The sequence below is a fragment of the Gilliamella sp. Bif1-4 genome, assembly GCF_001690535.1.
Classification (GTDB): Bacteria; Pseudomonadota; Gammaproteobacteria; order Enterobacterales; family Orbaceae; genus Gilliamella; species Gilliamella bombi.
This window is the reverse complement of record NZ_LZHC01000010.1, coordinates 186,502-205,948: the sequence shown is the minus strand read 5'-3', so window position 1 is coordinate 205,948 and position 19,447 is coordinate 186,502. Positions and strand designations below refer to the sequence as shown.

18 protein-coding genes and 1 riboswitch are annotated in these 19,447 nt (G+C 34.6%); of the genes, 10 read left to right on the top strand and 8 right to left on the bottom strand.

What is annotated here, in order from left to right; genetic code table 11:
* Positions 1-4: 4 nt before the first annotated feature.
* The 6 genes from metA to rne all read right to left on the bottom strand — a co-directional run bounded on the left by metA (position 5) and on the right by rne (position 7,524).
* Positions 5-937, bottom strand: a complete 933-nt coding sequence (gene metA / locus A9G25_RS01500) for a homoserine O-acetyltransferase MetA (protein WP_065625436.1) — start codon at positions 935-937, stop codon at positions 5-7.
* Between the two features lie 209 nt (positions 938-1,146).
* Complete coding sequence (locus tag A9G25_RS01495; RefSeq protein ID WP_065625435.1) at positions 1,147-1,959, bottom strand: peptide ABC transporter ATP-binding protein; 813 nt, start codon at positions 1,957-1,959, stop codon at positions 1,147-1,149.
* A gap of 22 nt (positions 1,960-1,981) precedes the next feature.
* On the bottom strand, positions 1,982-2,971 hold the full coding sequence (locus A9G25_RS01490) for a peptide ABC transporter ATP-binding protein (RefSeq protein ID WP_065589644.1): 990 nt from the start codon (positions 2,969-2,971) through the stop codon (positions 1,982-1,984).
* Between the two features lie 2 nt (positions 2,972-2,973).
* Positions 2,974-3,834: an ABC transporter permease subunit gene (locus tag A9G25_RS01485; protein WP_034910389.1), complete on the bottom strand. Its 861-nt coding sequence runs from the start codon at positions 3,832-3,834 to the stop codon at positions 2,974-2,976.
* A complete protein-coding gene (locus tag A9G25_RS01480) occupies positions 3,827-4,585 on the bottom strand; it encodes an ABC transporter permease subunit (protein WP_176701051.1) in 759 nt (252 codons plus the stop codon). Before A9G25_RS01480 ends, A9G25_RS01485 begins: the two co-directional genes overlap by 8 nt.
* A gap of 248 nt (positions 4,586-4,833) precedes the next feature.
* Positions 4,834-7,524, bottom strand: a complete 2,691-nt coding sequence (gene rne / locus A9G25_RS01475; protein ID WP_065625433.1) for a ribonuclease E — start codon at positions 7,522-7,524, stop codon at positions 4,834-4,836.
* A 741-nt stretch (positions 7,525-8,265) separates the two neighbouring features.
* Between rne and syd the strand changes: the two genes are divergently transcribed.
* From syd to A9G25_RS01440, 7 genes are all read left to right on the top strand, one after another.
* Positions 8,266-8,799, top strand: coding sequence for a SecY-interacting protein (gene syd / locus A9G25_RS01470; RefSeq protein ID WP_065625432.1), 534 nt, complete (start codon positions 8,266-8,268; stop codon positions 8,797-8,799).
* A 119-nt stretch (positions 8,800-8,918) separates the two neighbouring features.
* On the top strand, positions 8,919-10,094 hold the full coding sequence (locus A9G25_RS01465; protein ID WP_065625431.1) for an amino acid aminotransferase: 1,176 nt from the start codon (positions 8,919-8,921) through the stop codon (positions 10,092-10,094).
* Positions 10,095-10,383: 289 nt separating this feature from the next.
* On the top strand, positions 10,384-11,745 hold the full coding sequence (gene purB, locus A9G25_RS01460; RefSeq protein ID WP_065625430.1) for an adenylosuccinate lyase: 1,362 nt from the start codon (positions 10,384-10,386) through the stop codon (positions 11,743-11,745).
* A complete protein-coding gene (locus A9G25_RS01455; RefSeq protein WP_081297097.1) occupies positions 11,742-12,305 on the top strand; it encodes a GNAT family N-acetyltransferase in 564 nt (187 codons plus the stop codon). The genes purB and A9G25_RS01455 overlap by 4 nt, the downstream gene beginning before the upstream one ends.
* The gene (locus tag A9G25_RS01450) at positions 12,262-13,044 is read left to right on the top strand and encodes an amino acid ABC transporter substrate-binding protein (RefSeq protein ID WP_065625429.1); all 783 of its coding nucleotides are present in this window, start codon (positions 12,262-12,264) and stop codon (positions 13,042-13,044) included. Before A9G25_RS01455 ends, A9G25_RS01450 begins: the two co-directional genes overlap by 44 nt.
* The gene (locus tag A9G25_RS01445) at positions 13,041-13,712 is read left to right on the top strand and encodes an amino acid ABC transporter permease (protein WP_065625428.1); all 672 of its coding nucleotides are present in this window, start codon (positions 13,041-13,043) and stop codon (positions 13,710-13,712) included. Before A9G25_RS01450 ends, A9G25_RS01445 begins: the two co-directional genes overlap by 4 nt.
* Before the next feature lie 11 nt (positions 13,713-13,723).
* Positions 13,724-14,476, top strand: coding sequence for an amino acid ABC transporter ATP-binding protein (locus tag A9G25_RS01440; RefSeq protein WP_065625427.1), 753 nt, complete (start codon positions 13,724-13,726; stop codon positions 14,474-14,476).
* Between the two features lie 36 nt (positions 14,477-14,512).
* Here the strand turns inward: A9G25_RS01440 and A9G25_RS01435 are convergent, their stop codons facing one another.
* Positions 14,513-15,871: an MmgE/PrpD family protein gene (locus tag A9G25_RS01435; protein WP_065625426.1), complete on the bottom strand. Its 1,359-nt coding sequence runs from the start codon at positions 15,869-15,871 to the stop codon at positions 14,513-14,515.
* 234 nt (positions 15,872-16,105) lie between these two features.
* Here A9G25_RS01435 and folK point away from each other — a divergent pair, with 234 nt between their 5' ends.
* The 3 genes from folK to gluQRS all read left to right on the top strand — a co-directional run bounded on the left by folK (position 16,106) and on the right by gluQRS (position 18,107).
* Positions 16,106-16,591 (top strand): 2-amino-4-hydroxy-6-hydroxymethyldihydropteridine diphosphokinase, encoded by a 486-nt coding sequence (folK, locus tag A9G25_RS01430; protein WP_065625425.1) that lies wholly within the window; start codon positions 16,106-16,108, stop codon positions 16,589-16,591.
* Between the two features lie 136 nt (positions 16,592-16,727).
* Positions 16,728-17,183 (top strand): RNA polymerase-binding protein DksA, encoded by a 456-nt coding sequence (gene dksA, locus A9G25_RS01425; RefSeq protein ID WP_034910366.1) that lies wholly within the window; start codon positions 16,728-16,730, stop codon positions 17,181-17,183.
* A 33-nt stretch (positions 17,184-17,216) separates the two neighbouring features.
* Complete coding sequence (gene gluQRS / locus A9G25_RS01420) at positions 17,217-18,107, top strand: tRNA glutamyl-Q(34) synthetase GluQRS (RefSeq protein WP_065625424.1); 891 nt, start codon at positions 17,217-17,219, stop codon at positions 18,105-18,107.
* Here gluQRS and moaA read toward each other — a convergent pair.
* On the bottom strand, positions 18,087-19,061 hold the full coding sequence (gene moaA, locus A9G25_RS01415; protein ID WP_065625423.1) for a GTP 3',8-cyclase MoaA: 975 nt from the start codon (positions 19,059-19,061) through the stop codon (positions 18,087-18,089). The two genes, gluQRS and moaA, sit on opposite strands and share 21 nt — an antisense overlap.
* A riboswitch (molybdenum cofactor riboswitch) is annotated at positions 19,058-19,179 on the bottom strand. Its footprint overlaps the gene before it by 4 nt.
* Positions 19,180-19,447 lie beyond the last annotated feature (268 nt).

Genomic DNA, 19,447 nt, shown 5'->3' with positions numbered 1-19,447 from the left:
TTTATTAGTCATCAATCGTTAAATTTCGAGTAGTTAAATCAAATGGAGTTAACTGGTAAACATAATAGTTGAGCCAGTTACTAAATAATAGGTAAGCGTGGCTACGCCATGTGGCTTTTGGTGTTAAATGAGGATTATTATCAGGAAAATAATTATATGGCATATCAGGATGAATACCTGCATTTAAGTCTCGATAATATTCATTGGCCAACGTTGAAGAATCATATTCAGGATGACCTGTTACAAACACCATCCGCTTATCTGCTGTAGCCATTAAATAAGGACCAGTAATATCAGACTCAGCTAAAATAGTTAAATCTGTATATGTTTTTATTTTATCAATTGGAAAATCAGCATAACGAGAATGGGGAGCCAAAAAGGTATCATCAAAACCGCGTGTTAAAATTGCATTAGATTGCAAAATATGATGCTGAAAAACACCCGATAACTTTTGCGTGCGAGTAAATTTAGGTAAATCATATAAGACATTCAAAGCAGCTTGAACACCCCAACAAATAAACATAGTTGAAGTAACATGATCTTTTGCCCAAGTAATAATTTCTGCTAATTTAGACCAATACACAACATCGGAAAAGGCCACTTTCCCTAGTGGGGCACCTGTTATAATTAACCCATCAAAATTTTGCTCACAAATATCATCAAAATCACAATAAAAACTATTTAAATGTTCAATAGGCGTATTTTTAGACTCTCGCTGATCAATACGTAATAACTGAATATCAACTTGTAAAGACGAATTAGAAAGTAAGCGTAAAAATTGGTTCTCTGTTTCGATTTTTTTAGGCATTAAATTTAAAAAAAGAAGCTTAAGAGGTCGAATTTCTTGGGTATTAGCACGCGATGAAGTCATAACAAATACATTCTCATTACGTAATACATTAACCGCAGGTAATGAGTCAGGAATACAAATAGGCATAACAAAACTCCTAAATCGATAAGTCATTTTTAAACATCAAATAGACGTCTAGAAATCCATATAGCTAAATATAGTATCTTTTAATTTATTTGTCGAGATTTTTTATTTAACAAAATCATAGAATAATCAAATTACAAATTGACGAACAATCCAAAGAAATGTGTATTGCTCTTCATGCAAAATCAAAATAACTCGAATAGAATTGTTGATTAAAAAGTACGAGTATCGGTACGCCAAGTATCTGCGGTAAGTGCTTCACCAAAATAGCTATTGATTAATTTTTGGGTAATATCACTCAGCGGTGAAGCTAATACTTCAGCGGTATTACCATATTCAACCAATTCGCCATTATGCATAACTAAAATTTCATCACTGATATGTTTCATCATCCCAATATCTTGGGTAACATATACATAAGAGATATTTTGTTCAGCTTGTAACATTAGCATTAAATTAACAATTTGCGAACGCATCGAAATATCAAGTGCAGCTAAAGCCTCATCTAAAATTATCACTTTGGGTTTTAAAATCAATGCCCGAGCTAATGCCACACGCTGTTTTTGCCCCGCAGCCATCACTGAAGGATAATAAGAGGCATGTTCAGGTAACAATCCAACTTGCTTCAATACATTTCTTATTAACTTCTCACGTTCATGAGCATCATAATTAGCATTACACTTTAATGGGATTTCAAGCAATTGCCCAATACGTAATCGTGGATCAAATGAACTTTCTACATGCTGAAATATCATACGAATTAGTTGACAACGATAGCTATAATCGCCGTATTGAACTTTATTACCATCAATCCAGATATCTCCACTATCAGGCTTTATCATACCAACTAACATTTTTGCGAGTGTCGATTTACCTGAACCATTTTGCCCGATAATTGCAAGCGTTTTACCTTCATTAAGAGAAAACGATAATGACTTCACCGCATTAATGTATAAATGTCCCAGAAAACCTTTAGGAATTTTAAATTGCTTAGATAAGTTACGCACTCTTAATATTGGATTCATCGTATATTCCTATTATTTATGGCTACTCATCAGTATTCAACGGAAAATGACAGGCTACGAAATGATCCTTTATCGGTATCAATTCAGGTGCCAAAATACATTTTTTCTGAGCATATGGACAACGAGGACCTAATCGACAACCTATTGGTAGGTGTTCTAATGATGGGATCACTCCAGGCAAAGTATTTAACGGACTTTTATGCGGCATCGCTTTACCAAAGTCAGGAATTGCATAAATTAGCGCCTGAGTATAAGGATGATAAGGCGATTTAATTAAATCTTTACTATCAGCAACTTCAACTGTCTGTCCACAATATAATACATTGATACGATCAGTCCATCTGGTAACCATTTGCAGATCATGGCTAATAAACAAGATAGTGGTACCCACATTTTGGTTCATACTAGCTAGTAACCTAAAAATTTGCGCTTCAGTAGTTGCTTCCATCGCATTTGTTGGCTCATCAGCAATAAGTAGCTTAGGCTGGTTAGCCAACGCAATTGCAATCATGACTTTTTGGCATTCACCTTCAGTCAATTCAAACGGATAAGATTTTAATATCTCCTTATGATTCTTAATTCCTACCCGATGCAATAACTCAATCGCGCGATGTTTACGCCAAAATAACCTTTGCCACCAATGCCCCTTAAATGTCCTTCTTGGAATTGCACTAATTAACTGTTGCCCTACTTTCATGGAAGGATCTAAGCAAGATTGTGGTTCTTGGAATATCATCGATATATTGGCACTAATAACTTTTCGGCGCTGTCTAGGAGTGAGTTTAAGTAAATCAATGTCATTAAAATAAAATCGATCAGCTGAAATCTTCCAATTATGATTAGTTACGCCTAAAATAGCTTTAGCGATAAGGCTTTTTCCAGATCCTGACTCACCAACTAAACCTCGAATTTCACCTTCTGACAACTTTAAATTTACACGATCAATTGCGCGCAAAAGACCATCTGGCGTAATAAACTCAATGGTTAAATTCCGAATATCTAATAATGCCATAATTAAGTTCCTGCTCGACGGCCATATAATCCAAAATTGAATAAATAAACCAAAATAATTGTAGCAGAAACCGCAATTCCCGGAGATAAAAAGGCTAAATAATTAGTTGCAATGATATCTTTCATCTGAAACATCATCATACCTAAATCTGGTCGAGAAACATCATTGGCAAAACCTAAAAAAGTTATGGTAGTAATAGTTAAAATAATCGAACCAAATAGCGAAACAATTTCAGTCAAATAAATAGGTAAAATATTAGGTAAAATATAATGATTAAAAATTGTAAAGGAAGATAATCCATCAAGTCTATAGGCCGTAATATACGTTTTATTCCATTCATTGATGGCACGCTGATGAATATTATAAATAAAGCGTGGCGTATAAGATAACCCTATTACCAATAAAACATTAGTAATGTCATCTTCTAATAATAAGCTAATCACAATCACACCAAGTAACGGTGGTACTACCATACAAAATTTAAAAACAAATAATATAAAAGGGCGTATAAATGATATAAAAAACATTAAGTAATTAATTAACCCACCAATGACAGCCACATAAAAAACCGCCTTTAATGTCATTGACATAGTTGAACGATAACCAATTAACAAATAATCAAAAATATCTTGTCCTTTAGCATTGGTACCTAATATATGATTAATATCACCATTAGACCACCAAGCAGGTGGTAATGAAGTTGGGTAAATAGGGGTTAAATGAGCATGAAAAAACCATTTGGTTGATAATGCCACAAATGAGATCGCTAATATGCCATAAAAGCCAACAATTAAGTAAAGATTACTATGCAACCGATTAAAGCTTAAATTAACATTTTTAAGCAATCTTGCTTGCCTAGACATAATGTTCCTTATGACGTAAAGGATAAATAACTACCGCCGAAATTTCGCCCAATAACGTTAACAAACTGATGACAGTGCCACAGGCTAAAATGGCAATAGAAATAACAAAATAATTATGATGATGATAAGCAAGCATCACCCATTGTCCTAATCCTACTCGATTAAATAAAATTTCAATTACCATAGTTGAAAACAGTAGTGTTGTCGTATTATAAGTTAGCTGTGGAATAGTCGCAGGAATGGAATTAGGTAATAAATGACGGCGTAAAATTTTAAATGGTGATCGCTCACGAATAATCGCCATTTTAATAAAATTCTGTCGTGATGTATTTCTTACATTCTGGCTAACAAGTTGAATAGTCATAATGCTTGGTTGAATAGCTAAAATAATGATCGGCAAAAACAAATAGTGAAGTTGATCAAATATCATATGCCATTTATCTTTTTTTGATGAAATTAAAAGATCCAATAAAGAAGTTCCAGCTACTGATGGCGATACATTAAAATTCATCGTTATCGACCAAGTTGGCGATAACCAATACATAACAATAATAACAACCATAACTATAGGGCAAGAATACAATAATAAAGATCCTAAACGGATAATATTATTTAACCAATTAATATTACTAAGCCCAAGAAAAATTCCCAATGGTAATCCAATCAGTAAAGCAACGAATAAAGCGAGGATACACAGCTCAAATGTAACCAATAGTGTATGGAGAAACGGCACTGTTTCTCCAGTTAACAATCTGAATTGACCTTGCAGCAACTGTTTAAAAAAAGCACTGTATGCATCCAAAAAGCTTAAATTATTAATGTTAAATGTTGAGTGAGGGCTAAAATAAACTAAACAAAAACTAATCTGGGCTAATACGCAGATAATAAACAAAAACATTATTATTTTCTTGAAAATATAGATAATCATTATTTATCTTTATCGCTATTATAATTAATTAAAACACGGCGACATAACCACGCCACCGTGTTTTAATCTATTTATTGATTATCCAGTATTACTGGTTTACTTGCTGCAGCATAAGCATGATCCTGAGCACTTAAACCACCAGCATTACCTTTACCTTCAAAATGATAATCTGATTCTTCACGCGATTTTATTTCAACATCATAAGTCACATATTCTGGTGCAGGTGCTTTAGTCATTGCTGATGAAGAATAACCTATTGAGTGTGAATCATTAATTACAAGATCACTATCATTTTTCTCACTAACGGTAAAATCCTCTTGAGCACTTACAAATAAGGGAGCTTTTGATACATCATTAACACTAGCAGTACTATTTACATCTTCCTCATTATTAACAATAACAGGGAGTAAAAGCGATGGAATGACAGGTACCACATTATGTGGTTCATAATTAGCTATTTGACTGTAATCAACAACAACACGACCTAAAGCTAATTCCAATGATGCTGCAGCAAACGGCAATGGTATTGGAGACTGTTTTAGTTCTACATTACGAACACGGCGTTTATTACGTTGGCCATTCATTCGTAAATGTCTTGAAGTACGGCGCTGACGTTTCGGTTGAGTTTCCGATACAATATTGCCCTCAGCTGATTCTGAGACAATAACAGGTAATAATAAAGAAGGGATAATTACTCGCTCTTGTTCAGTCTGCACCGTGGTAGTAGCATTACTATTTTTCACACGAACACTTTTAGTTAATGCTCGTTGTTGGCGTCTTGGCTTAGCCTCACGCAGTTTTGGTTGTACCACTTCCTCGACAACTCTATCTGCCTTAAGATTGTTTTCAGAGTTTGACAAATTAGCATTTGAATTACTATTTTGTTTAGCTCTGCGATTATTATTTCGACTTGATTCTTTAACCTCGTCAATATTGCCTACTGCAACAAAATTACCATTATTAGCAGCATTGTTATTTCGGTGATTACGTTGACGTCGATTGTTTGAACGTTGATTATCCCGTCTTTTAGTTGGTCTTGTTTTAACTTCTGGCTGAAGTTCTACTTTTTCAGTAACAAACAGTTTACATAATTTACCAAATAACCCACTAAACAGACCGCCTGATTTTTTAGTTTTTGACTCTACCTTTTCTTTTGGTGTTGCACATACTTCAACTTTAGGGCCTGATAATACAGCTTGTTCAACAATAACTTCAACAGCTTGTTGCTCTTCTTCCTCTTCCTCAAGTTCACGAATCAATTTTGGAAGATTATAACTCAGCACATCTGTTTCTTCGCCTCTACGCTTACGAATCACCTTATACAATGGCGTTTCCATCTCTTCATCGCCAGCAATCACAATTTTGACATCAGGATGCATACTTTCAATATTGGTGATAGCACGACGTTTTTCGTTGAGTAAATAGCTCGCTATTGGCACAGGAACAATAACATCGATTTGTACTGTATTATCTTTCATTGCTTCTTCTTGAATCAATCGAAGAATAGATAAAGACAATGAATTACTGTCTCGAACTGTACCTGTACCTTGACAACGAGGGCAAATATGATGCGTTGCTTCGCGTAATGAAGGACTTAAACGTTGGCGCGACATTTCAAGTAAACCAAAGCGTGAAATTCGCGTAGTTTGAATTCGTGCACGATCGGTTTTCATCGCTTCTTTTAAGCGGTTTTCTACCTCACGTTGATTACGGACTGGTGTCATATCAATAAAATCGATAACAATCAAACCACCTAAATCACGTAAGCGTAGTTGACGAGCTATTTCTTCAGCTGCTTCAAGGTTAGTATTAAATGCTGTTTCTTCAATATCACTACCACGAATGGATTTAGCCGAGTTAATATCAATTGCTGTAAGCGCTTCTGTGGCATCAATAACGATGGAACCACCAGAAGGTAAACGAACTTCTCGCTGGAATGCCGATTCAATCTGCCCTTCAATTTGGAAATGATTAAATAATGGCACATCACCCTCATAAAGCTTTAAGCGACTAATATACTCAACACGTCCCAAATCAGCTAAACGTTTTTTAGCAATCTCAAGTACTTTAGGATTATCAATTAAAATATCACCAACATCATCACGCAAATAATCACGAAACGCACGAGTAATGATATCACTTTCTTTATGAATCAAGCTTGGTGCAGGATGTTTTTTGGCTTCGTTTTGAATTGCTGTCCAATAGTTAACTAATGCATCTAAATCTTGTTGCAACTCCTCTTGGCTTTTACCAACACCCGCCGTTCGAGCTATAACGCCCATGCCTTTTGGCTTTTCGATTGCATCAATAATACGTTTAAGATCTGCTCTTTCCTCACCTTCTATACGGCGCGAAACACCACCAGCACGAGGATCATTAGGCATCAATACCAAATAGCTACCAGCTAAACTAATATAGGTAGTTAAAGCCGCACCTTTTTTGCCGCGAATCTCTTTTTCGATTTGAATAAGAACTTCTTGACCTTCCTGTAGATGTTTAATACTACGGCGACCAGAAATATTAGATGGGAAATAGCTTTCAGCAATCTCTTTTAAAGGTAAAAAACCATCGCGCTCACCACCATACGAAACAAAAGCCGCTTCTAAACTTGGGTTGATTTTAGTGATTTTACCTTTATAAATATTCGCTTTCTTCTGTTCATGTCCAAGGCTTTCGATATCTAAATCATACAATCGTTGACCATCAACAAGCGCAACTCGCAGCTCTTCTTGCTGGGTTGCATTGATTAGCATTCTTTTCATTATTCTACACTCTTGATTAATCTTAATTAACAGTAGGTAGAATCTTATTATTGATAAGTGATTATTTTAACAATGATGAATAATGGTACTTAACTAAATATTGGTATACAGCATTCATTATTTTATTTATGTTATTTTTGTTATTATTTTATGTGAACCTGATACCGCTTACACAACATCAATATCATACATTAAGTAACATGCTAAATTGAAAAGCACTAAATATTTAAAAAAACCTAATTGTATAATTTATTGACACTATTAATATGGCTAATTTGCAAACCTATGTTTCTTAACGGCTTTAGCAAATAAACTAAATCTTTATGCAATTGTTTAAAATAAACATATTATCTAATTATAATGATTCTACTTACGCTATTTTATTTTGAAAAACTGTAATGTCTAACGCCATTGCTGCATTACAAGGATAAAATTACCCGCCACTATTATTAACGTTTCAGTCAAGGATAGCAAGCAAATTAAACTGGCTATTTTACAAACAGTTAAGAATTCATTTTTAGCTATATTCAACTTGCTTTAATCACACAATAAATAACTTATTTAATTTGCTTAAATTTTTTACTGAAACACATAGTTACCTGAAACTTTTTTACAAAATTTTTTTTACTAATTATCCCATTAACTAAAAATAAAACACCGATGCAATTATGCATAACGAATTCTAATCAGTATAATTACAATAAAATGACATTATAATTTAAATATGAGATATATCTGTTTATGAACTCTGCCGATAAAATTGCCTTACTTAATTTTACTACTCGTTGGATTGAGCAATTCAAATACGCACCACAAAGCGAAGAACTACATACCATCCCCTCGCCTTGTATTTTAAAAACTGACCATCTCACGGTATTTTGGCAACCATTCTTATTAGAACCGCCAAGAGATCTCTCGATTGTTGAACAAGTTATTGGTATCATTTTACATCCCTCTACTCACATTTTTTATGGTACGCAATATGCTGGCAATATGACAGCTAAATTTACCGACACACATTTAACCTTAATTCAAGCATGGAACGATGATGACTTTTCAACTTTAGAACAAAATTTAATAGCTCATTTATCCCAACAAAAAAGATTAAAACGAACACCAACCATTTTTATAGCTTCGACGGATGACAGCACAAAAATAATTTCATTAAACAATTTAACGGGCGAAATAGTAAAAGAGGACTTAATTACAGGAGAACTTACGACATTAACTAATGATTTGATTTCATTTTTTAATCAACTTACAGTTTTTCAGTAACTATAAGAAAGTTAAAAATGTTTACAAAAATCTATTTTATAGTATACCTATTTGAAATTGTAACTTACAAAATAATGTGTATATAATGCAGTAATAATAATCAATTAAATAGGTGGATTATGTTTGAAAATTTGACAGCAGCGCCAGCCGATCCCATTTTAGGGCTAGCTGACCTTTATAATAAAGATGAACGCACCAATAAAATTAATTTAAGTGTCGGTATTTATAAAGATGAAACGACCAAAACCCCTATTTTAGAAAGTGTCAGAAAAGCAGGGCATTTGTTACTAAATGACGAAACCACAAAAAGTTACTTTCCTATTGACGGTCTCAAATCCTTCAATATTGCAACGCAAACTTTGCTTTTTGGTAGTGAAAATGAACGAGTAAGAACTGCACAAGCACCTGGAGGAACTGGGGCTTTACGCATTATGGCAGATTTTTTAGCTCATCGCACCAAAATAAAACGAGTTTGGGTTAGTAATCCAACTTGGCCAAATCATCGTAGTGTATTCCAAATGGCAGGCCTTGAAGTACGCGAATACCATTATTACAGTGCACAATCGCACACTCTTGATTTTGATGCCATGATGAGCAGCTTAAACCAAGTTGCCGCTGGCGAAGCGGTATTATTCCATGGATGCTGTCATAACCCAACGGGTATCGATCCAACTCCAGAACAATGGCAAGCTATATCGGATCTTGCCTTAAAAAATGGTTGGCTACCACTGTTTGATTTAGCTTATCAAGGCTTTGGACAAGGCATAGAAGAAGACGTCTATGGACTACGGTTATTTGCCAATAATCATCCAGAACTACTTATTGCAAGTTCATATTCTAAAAATTTCGGTTTATATAACGAACGAGTGGGAGCATTTACATTAATTGCGGCAAATGCTGAAATTGCCGATCGAGCCTTTAGCCAAGTCAAAACAATTATTCGAGCTAATTACTCAAACCCTCCTGCCCATGGTGCTAAAATCGTCTCTTATATATTAAACAATGAAGAACTAAAAGAAGAGTGGATCGATGAATTAACGGGTATGCGTCAACGCATTCACCGCATGCGACAACTATTTGTAAAAACCTTACAAGACAAAGGTGCAAATCAAGATTTTAGTTTTATTGCCAAACAAAATGGCATGTTTTCGTTCAGTGGTTTGAACGAAGAACAAGTGCTAAAATTACGTAATGATTATGGCATCTACATCGTAAATTCAGGACGTATCAACGTGGCTGGTATGACATTAGATAACATGTCCAGACTTTGCGAATCAATTGTTGAAGTACTATAGAAATTTTAATAATAAACAGTCATAACAATAGAAACGCTCAAATAAAAGGTGTTTCTATTTACTCCCCCTTTTAAATTTAATATGTTTTTTACTATAAAAAACATGTTTAGCTTTGGCATACATATCCTTATTAATCAAAAATTATCCTAATGATTACTTACACCTCCTCCTTCTTATTAGTATTTTATTCCATTTGGTTATATCAATAGAAAAACAGATTATTAGACGATACTCCAATAATTACTAATAATTATTAAGTAAGATAGTAACAATTATTGAGGATAGTTTGGTGGCGTCACATATTTTAGATTTTTTAATTTTAGGAAATAACTTTGGTTCTAACGAAATGAGAGCAATTTGGTCAGAGACAAATCGCTTGCAAAAACAGGTGGATGTCGAAGTTGCTTTAGCTAAAGCGGAAGGCGAGTTAGGCGTTATTCCAATTGAAGCAGCCAATTCAATCATATCCAAAGCCGATGCATCTAAATTATCAATTGAACAAATTGCCGAAGAAGCAGCTAAAGCCAAACATTCGTTAATGTCAACAATTAATGCACTGCAAAAACAAGTCGGTGATGCGGGTCAATATATTCATTACGGCGCAACCACACAAGATATCGTCGATACTGCAACTGTTTTACAATTAAAACAATCTTTTACTGTAATTGAACGCGATAGCAAACTAGTGGCACTAGAACTAAAACGTTTAGCTAAAAAGTATCAGTATTTACCCATGGTTGGACGAACCCATGGCATGCAAGCACTCCCCACAACCTTTGGTTTTAAACTTGCCGTATGGTTAGATGAATTTATTCGGCACTTACAACGTTTAAGTGAAATCAAACAACGAGTATTAGTCGGTAATATTAGTGGTGCAATTTGTACTTATGCCTCAATGGGCAAGTTAGGACCACAAGTTGAAACTCGTGCTCTAACAATACTGGGACTAAATACCCCTAATATCGGTTGGCAAGCAGCTCGTGACCGTTTTTCTGAATATGCATCGGTCATTGCGCTAATTAGTGGCACATTAGGTAAAATGGGCAATGAATTTTACAACTTAATGCGTACCGAAATTAACGAAGTTGAAGAACCGTTCTCGGAAGGAAAAATAGGCTCAACTACCATGCCGCATAAACGCAACCCAGCGGCATTAGAAGGTTTAGCCAGTTTGACAGCTCCACTTTTAAAAAGCGTCGCGTTAATTCACGAATCAATGAAAGTTGAACATGAGCGCGATGCCATGAGTTGGCGAGCCGAATGGATCGCACTACCAGAAATAAATCTCTATATTTCAGCGCAATTACAGACAGCACTTGCCGTACTTAAAGGACTTAAAGTCAATACTGACAAAATGTTGACCAATTTATCTCTACAAAATGGTTTACTACTATCCGAAAAAGTTATGTTTGAAATCGGCAAACGATTAGGCAAACAAACTGCACATAATTTAGTTTACCAAAGCGCCATGAAAGCATTTGAACAAAATCGACCATTTAAAGATATATTATTAGAAGATCCACGTTTAAATAAAGAATTCACCGAATCTGAACTTGATGCTTGGTTAGATCCAATTAGCTATATTGGCTCTGCACCTGAAAAAGTAGCACAAGTTATTCAATATGCTGAACAGTGTGGAGTATTAGCATGAGCTTTCGCTTAATCACTCATAAAGACATTCCAGCTTATCAGGCGCTATTGCATAGTGCTTATCAAGCTACCACTCAATTAGGAATCCATTTTGCCGCAGCAACAGTCACGCAATCGCAGATTGCTGACCATATTGATGCCAATGCCGTGTATCTATTTGAAAAAGAAGGTGATCTACTATCAACCTTAAGTATTCGCTTTCCGTGGGGCAATAACCCTGGACCTTATGGGTTACCGCATTTAGGTTGGTTTGCAACAGCACCACAATATAAAGGCAAAGGTTATGGTAATGCATTATGGGATTTTGTTGAACAGCAAATTCTAATTAACCAACTAAAATTACCTGCTGTCACGTTAGGCACCGCTGCAAATCATCCATGGCTTGCCCAAACTTATATTAATAGAGGCTATAAAAAAATAGGGCAAGCTAATTTAACACCCGATCATACCACACTTTATTTTGAAAAAATCTTAAATCATAAAAACTATACCGAATGGGAAAAAGGAGTAATAAACAATGAAAAAAATAAGCAAGTTACTGTCCGCTCTTTTATTAACTAGCCTTGCCTTAATTGGTTGTGATAATAAATCCAATCACCAAGTAACAGAGCAAAATGTCATTAAAGTGGGCTCCACAGGACAAAGCTATCCAAACGGTTATAAACAAGATGGTAATTTAGTCGGATTTGATGTTGAAGTTACTGAAGTAATTGCTAACGAATTAGGCTATAAAGTCGAATGGGTCATTGCTGAATTTGGTGGTTTAATGGGGCAGTTTGATTCAGGGCGCTTAGATACTATTGCCAATGCAGTTGCGGTTACAGATGCTCGTCAAACCAAATATGATTTTTCCAATACATATAGCCTTTACGGTAGCCAAGTTGTTACCCACAAAGATAACAACGATATCAAGCAATTATCTGATTTTAAAGGTAAAACCATTGCTGGTGTGCTAGGCTCAAATCATATAAACAATCTAAAAAAAGCCTTTCCTAACAACGAAGTAACAATCAAGACCTATGAAACACGAGATGGTGCAATGTATGACACGGAGTATCGACGAGTTGATGGTTATGTCAATTCTAAGCCAATATTACTGGCTGAAATTAAGCGTAAAAACCTACCGTTTAAATTAGTGGGTGAGCCAATTACTATTGAGCAAGTTGCTTTTCCATTTAGTAAAGATGAAAAAGGCCAAGCACTACGTGAAAAATTCAATCAAGCCATCGAAAAGTTACGCACCAATGGCACATTGAAAAATCTTGCAATTAAATATTTTGGTGAAGATATTACCCTATGAATTTTAATGTAAACTATTTTTTAAATGTGTTTCCGCAGATATTACCTTATCTGTCTGTGACACTTTTTATTACCATCATATCGATTATGATTGCCATTATATTTGGACTAGCAATTGCACTATTACGTAGCAATAAAATAATCATTATCGATTCGTTTTTTGCACTGTTTATATCACTGTTTCGAGGAATACCTTCTGTTGTATTACTGTTTATTATTTATTACGGATTACCACAAATTTTTCCTGTTTTAAAACAAATGGGCGCTACAACAGCAGCCATTATCTGCTTCAGTTTAAAATATTCGTCCTATTTAGCTGAAATTTTCCGAGCAAGTTTAAAGTCCGTTGATCAGGGGCAGAAAGAAGCTGGAATAACCGTTGGTTTAAGTAAAATACAAGTTTATCGAGGTATTATACTACCACAAGCTATGGTCAATGCTCTACCAAACGCTGGTAATATGTTCATTTCATTACTTAAAGATTCGTCTGTTGCCTTTTTTGTTGGCGTGCAAGAATTATTAGCCTCGGGGAAAATATTAACCGCTAACTCATTCCTCTACTTCGAAACCTATCTAGCTGTAGGTATTGTTTACTGGCTAACTGTTGTTGCCTATTCTTGGATACAAAAACAATTAGAGCGAAAGCTCAGTATACCTTATCATCGTTAAGGAGTAAGGTTATGATTTCTGTTTCGCATTTATCTAAACGTTTTGCAAATAATGAAGTATTAAAGGACATCAACTTAAATATAAAACAAGGTGAAATTGTTGCCATTATTGGCCCATCAGGCTCAGGAAAATCAACTCTGTTACGTTGTTTAAATTTACTAGAAAAACCAAATACTGGCACTATCAAAATAGGAACCGTATCACTTAATAGTAAGCATTATAGTATTAAAGAAGAAAGCAACTTACGAAAACAGTCTGCTATGGTTTTCCAACACTATAATTTATTTAAAAATAAAACAGCATTAGAAAATATAACTTATCCATTAATTATTGGTCAAAAAATGGATAAAACCGAAGCAAAACAACAAGGATTATCATTATTAGAACGAGTTGGTATGTTGCCATATGCAACACAATATCCCATCACTTTATCGGGTGGTCAACAACAACGTGTTGCAATTGCAAGAGCTTTAGCTGTTAAACCAAATGTATTATTATTTGATGAACCGACTTCTGCACTCGATCCTGAGCGAGTACACGAAGTATTGCAAGTCATGCTACAGCTAGCAAAAGAACATATTACTATGATTATAGTAACGCATGAAATGGAGTTTGCTAAGTATGTTGCAGATCGAATTATCTTTATGGCTAACGGAATGGTTATCGAAGAGGGACCAGCAAAATCCGTCATCGATAATCCTCAAAATGAAATTACACAACGATTTTTACGCCAGCTAACTGACGAAATTGATTTTGAAATTTAGTTAAAACTATACTAACTAATGGTAATAATTTAATATTTAAAGAGTAAATAAATAAGGCAACAGAAATTGACGAAAATCTAAACCTTTTGCTAGTTTATGAATGTCTGTTAATAATTGCTCTGTTTTAGTTTTATTTTTAATCGCTGAATGCAATTTTAACGACATTTCAGTTTGGCTATATGGGTTTTTAGGAGAACCTTTCGGAATATCAATACGCTGACTTATCTTTTTACCATTTTTAAGAAAAATATCAATAATCACATAACGCCCATTATAAGCTTCTGGATGTGACATAAGTTGTGTTTGATAACTTCGTTTCATCTTTTGCATTAATTGTTTTATTGCATTTGAAATAGGTTGTGAAGAAAACTGCTCAAAACTAAGTGGCAATCCTAAAAGAGTTAATGCTAAAACATATTCAGCCGAAAAACGTCCTTGCTGCGCCAATGAAGGGGTTTTATATATCAGTGCAGCATCACTATTTGGCGGCGCAAAATAAATAACAATATTATTAATATTATCAAATTCAAAGCTAGGGTTTTGGTAAAGTAATTGACCCGCATCAGCAATATAAGCAGCAGCTGAACAATAAGAATAATTTTTAAACCATAATCCGGGATCCACAATCTTCCAAGTTTTACCCCAATGACTTAAATCAAAATGTGTATTACCTTGCCCATAAATAGCCAAAAAACCTAATTTATCATCTAAAAAATCCTGATCGGCATGTATACCAGCTCTTAACCATTCAACGGATTGTACAGCATGCTGAGCTGCTAATCCTGCATGTAAAAATTTGATCGGGGTACCCATTAACAAACGCATTCCTGATGCTTGTGTAGCTGCTAATGTTAATGCCTGTGATAAAAAAGGTTCATCATAGAGATAACAAATAGCAGCAGTGGCAGCAATTCCACCCAAAGTAATAGTTGCATGCCAACCTTTTTCATAATGCTGTGGATTAACACTTTTACCCAACAAAGCCATCACTTCGATACCAATAACATAAGCCGTTAAAAAACGTCGACCATCAACCTTTTGTTCAATATTATCTAATCGAATGCTAGCAATAAGAGCGGATAAAATAACAGCCGAGGGGTGGCCTCTAACATCTGAATGTACATCATCATAATCTAAACAATGCGCTTGGAAACCATTAAAAAGTGCTGCTTGCCTTGCCGTAGCTAACTTTTTTTGACCAATTAGCAAAGCTCTAGTATTTCCACCCTCATCTGCTATCCATGCTAGTAATTTATGAACATCATCTTCCTGACAAGCTTGTAAACTACAGGCAAAATAATCGGTTATCCCCTTGATAGCACAATCAATAACTTGATGATCACTGATTATTGAAGTATTTTTTATTAAAAAACTTAATTGTTGACCTAAATTCATTTTATATTCTCAATAAATACAATAACTAATGAAAATAACCATTTAATAAAGTAATTTGCTTTACCATAGGCAACATAATGAAAAATAGATAAAAAGTTAAAGATTATATGGTTATATTTTTATAACACAACGTCATAAGTATGAATCTATTTATATAATCATTCTTGGCAATTGTTTTATGTGCTAAGATATTGCCATCAATTGTATTTAACATCACAAAAAATAAGTCTAATTATGTCAATTTGTTATGTTGCTTTAGGGAGCAACCTTGAAGATCCGTTTGCACAAGCTAATCGTGCTATTGAATCATTACGCTGTTTGCCTAGCACAAAAGTGGTAGATATTTCACCATTTTACCGAAGTAAGCCCTTAGGGCCACAAGATCAAAATGATTATCTTAATGCAGTAATTAAACTGACGACAAGCTTATCACCTATAGCATTGCTTGATGAACTACAAGCAATTGAAAAAGCACAAGGACGCGTACGCAAAGATAATCGTTGGGGCGCTAGAACCCTAGATTTAGATATTTTACTTTATGATGACTTAGTCATTAATAATAAAAGACTTACTATCCCTCATTATCATATGAAAAATAGAGAATTTGTACTCTATCCACTATTTGATATCAGTCCTGAACTTATTTTCCCCGATAACGACAAATTGTACGATTTAGTAGCTAAATGTCCTGAAAATGGGTTAAAAAAGTGGAATAATTAATTATCTTTATTAATAACATATAGTTGTATTATTTTTCCTATTTTTTAACTATAAAAATGATAAAAAAAATTTGCCAAAGGCTGAATTATTGCTATAGTTTAGCGCTTTCAAATAATCTTTACTTAAGGGGATTGCAGTGAAAAAGGAACAAAAAGTAAATACATCTTCTCTTAGCCTGCTTTCAATTGCTGGGCTTGAGCCTTATAAAGAGGCAAAAGGCGAGGAATACATGAACCCTAAGCAATTGAAACATTTTAAACTTATTTTAGAAGCTTGGCTAACTCAGCTACAAGGTGAAATGGGAAAAACAGTTACGCATATGCAAGATGAAGCAGCAAACTTCCCAGATCCGGCTGACCGAGCAACACAAGAAGAAGAATTCAGCCTTGAATTACGTGCTCGAGATAGAGAAAGAAGACTCATCAAAAAAATTGAAAAAACGTTAAAGAAAATCGAATCAGACGATTTTGGTTATTGTGAATCTTGTGGAGTTGAAATTGGAATTCGCCGTTTAGAAGCAAGACCAACAGCCGATTTATGTATCGATTGTAAAACGCTTGCAGAACTTCGCGAAAAACAAATGGGTATGTAATCCCAGCTTTATCTATCATTCCAAATCAGACCTATGCATTATATCGGTCGTTTTGCCCCTTCGCCATCCGGACCATTACATTTCGGTTCTTTGGTAACGGCTCTTGGTAGTTATCTCCAAGCTAAATCTTGTCGTGGTAAATGGCTTGTCCGTATCGAAGATATCGACCCACCACGAGAAGTCAAAGGGGCATCATCACTTATATTAAAAACGCTTGAAGCGCTTAACTTATATTGGGATGGTACGATCTTGTATCAATCATCTTGCAGTGAGCGTTACCGCACTGTTTTAAAAACACTAATAGATAAACAACAAGCCTATTATTGTGAGTGTACTAGACAACGAATTCAAAACCTAACAAATGGTATTTACGATAACTTTTGTCGTGAACGACATTTATCTATCAATAATAAGCAACAAGTTGCTATACGTCTAAAACAAAATCATCCTATTTTTCAATTTAAAGATCAGATTCGTGGCTTACAAACAGTTGAAAAAGCAAGTGCGCAAGAAGATTTTATTATTCACCGCAAAGACGGCTTATTTGCCTATAACTTAGTGGTAGTTTTAGACGATCATGAACAAGGAATTACCGAAATTGTTCGTGGCGCAGATCTTTTACCTGTTACTGCAAAACAAATCTCACTATATCAACTGCTTGGTTTTTCTGTGCCAAGTTACTGCCATTTACCACTAGTATTAGATAAAAATGGCAATAAACTATCAAAACAAAATCATGCTAGCCCGATTAATTTAAACAATTTTAAAGCGCTAACCGTCCAGGCTTTACAGTTTCTAGGGCAATGTGTACCAGAAGATTGGCAAGACGCCACCCAAAAACAGCTACTCGATTGGGCTATACAACATTGGCAAATTGACAATGTTCCAAAACAGAACAGCCAATTATCCACCGATATAAGATAAATTAGGGGTGATCCCTATACGATGATCATGTAATAAATGCTTTTCTGGTTTAATCATTAATGAAGCAAGAATTCTTGCTTTTAATTGTTGTTTCTGTTCTGAGCTTTCCAACAAATCACGTAAATCAACCGCAGTATCACCAAATAGGCAGTAATGTAATTTACCGATAGACGATACACGTAATCGATTGCAACTTTTACAAAAGTCTTTTGAATAGGGCATAATCAAACCAATTTTTCCTTGATAGTCACTATGCACATAAACCTTAGCAGGACCTGATAATGGATTTTTGGGTTGTAACACCCACCCTTGCGCAATTAGTTGAGTTTCAATCAAATGACTGGACTGGTAATAACGATGAAACACATCAAGGCTTTCGCCAGTTTCCATAAGCTCAATAAAACGTAGTTCTACCGGTCGATATTTAATCCATGATAAATAATCACCTAAATTATCATTCATGTTTTTCATCAAAACAGTGTTAATTTTGACTTTTTTTATACCTACTTCTAACGATTTATCAACACACTGCAGTAATTCTTTAAGCTTATTTTGACCAGTAATTAATTTAAATAAATGGGGAGAAAAACTATCAATACTAATATTAATCGCATTTAAACCAGCTTGATGCCAATGGTGAATATTTTTTAATAAACGCGAACCATTGGTCGTAATAGCGAGTTCTTTCACGCTGGGATAGGAAGATATGAGCGATAAGATATCAATAAAATCGCGACGCAAAGTAGGCTCGCCACCAGTTAATCGAATTTTGCGTACACCAAGATCAGTAAATGCTGCCACAACATGATTAATTTCATTGAGCGACAAAAATTTATGTTTCTTGTTAGGCTGATAACCACGTGGTAAACAGTACTGACACTGAAAATTACACAGCTCGGTAATCGACAAACGCAGATATTGAAATCGACGTTGATAATTATCAACTAATTGCATATATACATTAAACACCTTATCCAAATCGGGAAGCATAACCATTTCTGCGTTATACCGCGGCTAATCCACCATATGAAAATGTCACTTAGGTAAAAAAGCTTCAGAGTTTGGTTCAGTCTAGCATAGGCTTTATTTTTTGACTATGAGCAAAGTGATTTTTATAACGTGTCTTCTCTCCAATTAATAGAAACTTATCTATAAGAAATTTATTTACATTATGTTAATTTCTGCTAACCTTAGCCAATTAAATTGACTATTTTATGATACTGATCAATATATAATAACCGAGGAATAGGTATAAATTTATAGCATAATAGATATATGTAATGGAATATAAGTTATATAAAGTGAGTCAATTTAAATAAACGCTAATAATAAAAGTTCCA

Coding starts and splice junctions, on each gene's coding strand:
- metA (WP_065625436.1), bottom strand. CDS start 937: ATGCCTATTTGTATTCCTGACTCATTACCTGCGGTTAATGTATTACGT.
- A9G25_RS01495 (WP_065625435.1), bottom strand. CDS start 1,959: ATGAATCCAATATTAAGAGTGCGTAACTTATCTAAGCAATTTAAAATT.
- A9G25_RS01490 (WP_065589644.1), bottom strand. CDS start 2,971: ATGGCATTATTAGATATTCGGAATTTAACCATTGAGTTTATTACGCCA.
- A9G25_RS01485 (WP_034910389.1), bottom strand. CDS start 3,834: ATGTCTAGGCAAGCAAGATTGCTTAAAAATGTTAATTTAAGCTTTAAT.
- rne (WP_065625433.1), bottom strand. CDS start 7,524: ATGAAAAGAATGCTAATCAATGCAACCCAGCAAGAAGAGCTGCGAGTT.
- syd (WP_065625432.1), top strand. CDS start 8,266: ATGAACTCTGCCGATAAAATTGCCTTACTTAATTTTACTACTCGTTGG.
- A9G25_RS01465 (WP_065625431.1), top strand. CDS start 8,919: ATGTTTGAAAATTTGACAGCAGCGCCAGCCGATCCCATTTTAGGGCTA.
- A9G25_RS01455 (WP_081297097.1), top strand. CDS start 11,742: ATGAGCTTTCGCTTAATCACTCATAAAGACATTCCAGCTTATCAGGCG.
- A9G25_RS01450 (WP_065625429.1), top strand. CDS start 12,262: ATGAAAAAAATAAGCAAGTTACTGTCCGCTCTTTTATTAACTAGCCTT.
- A9G25_RS01445 (WP_065625428.1), top strand. CDS start 13,041: ATGAATTTTAATGTAAACTATTTTTTAAATGTGTTTCCGCAGATATTA.
- A9G25_RS01440 (WP_065625427.1), top strand. CDS start 13,724: ATGATTTCTGTTTCGCATTTATCTAAACGTTTTGCAAATAATGAAGTA.
- A9G25_RS01435 (WP_065625426.1), bottom strand. CDS start 15,871: ATGAATTTAGGTCAACAATTAAGTTTTTTAATAAAAAATACTTCAATA.
- folK (WP_065625425.1), top strand. CDS start 16,106: ATGTCAATTTGTTATGTTGCTTTAGGGAGCAACCTTGAAGATCCGTTT.
- gluQRS (WP_065625424.1), top strand. CDS start 17,217: ATGCATTATATCGGTCGTTTTGCCCCTTCGCCATCCGGACCATTACAT.
- moaA (WP_065625423.1), bottom strand. CDS start 19,061: ATGCAATTAGTTGATAATTATCAACGTCGATTTCAATATCTGCGTTTG.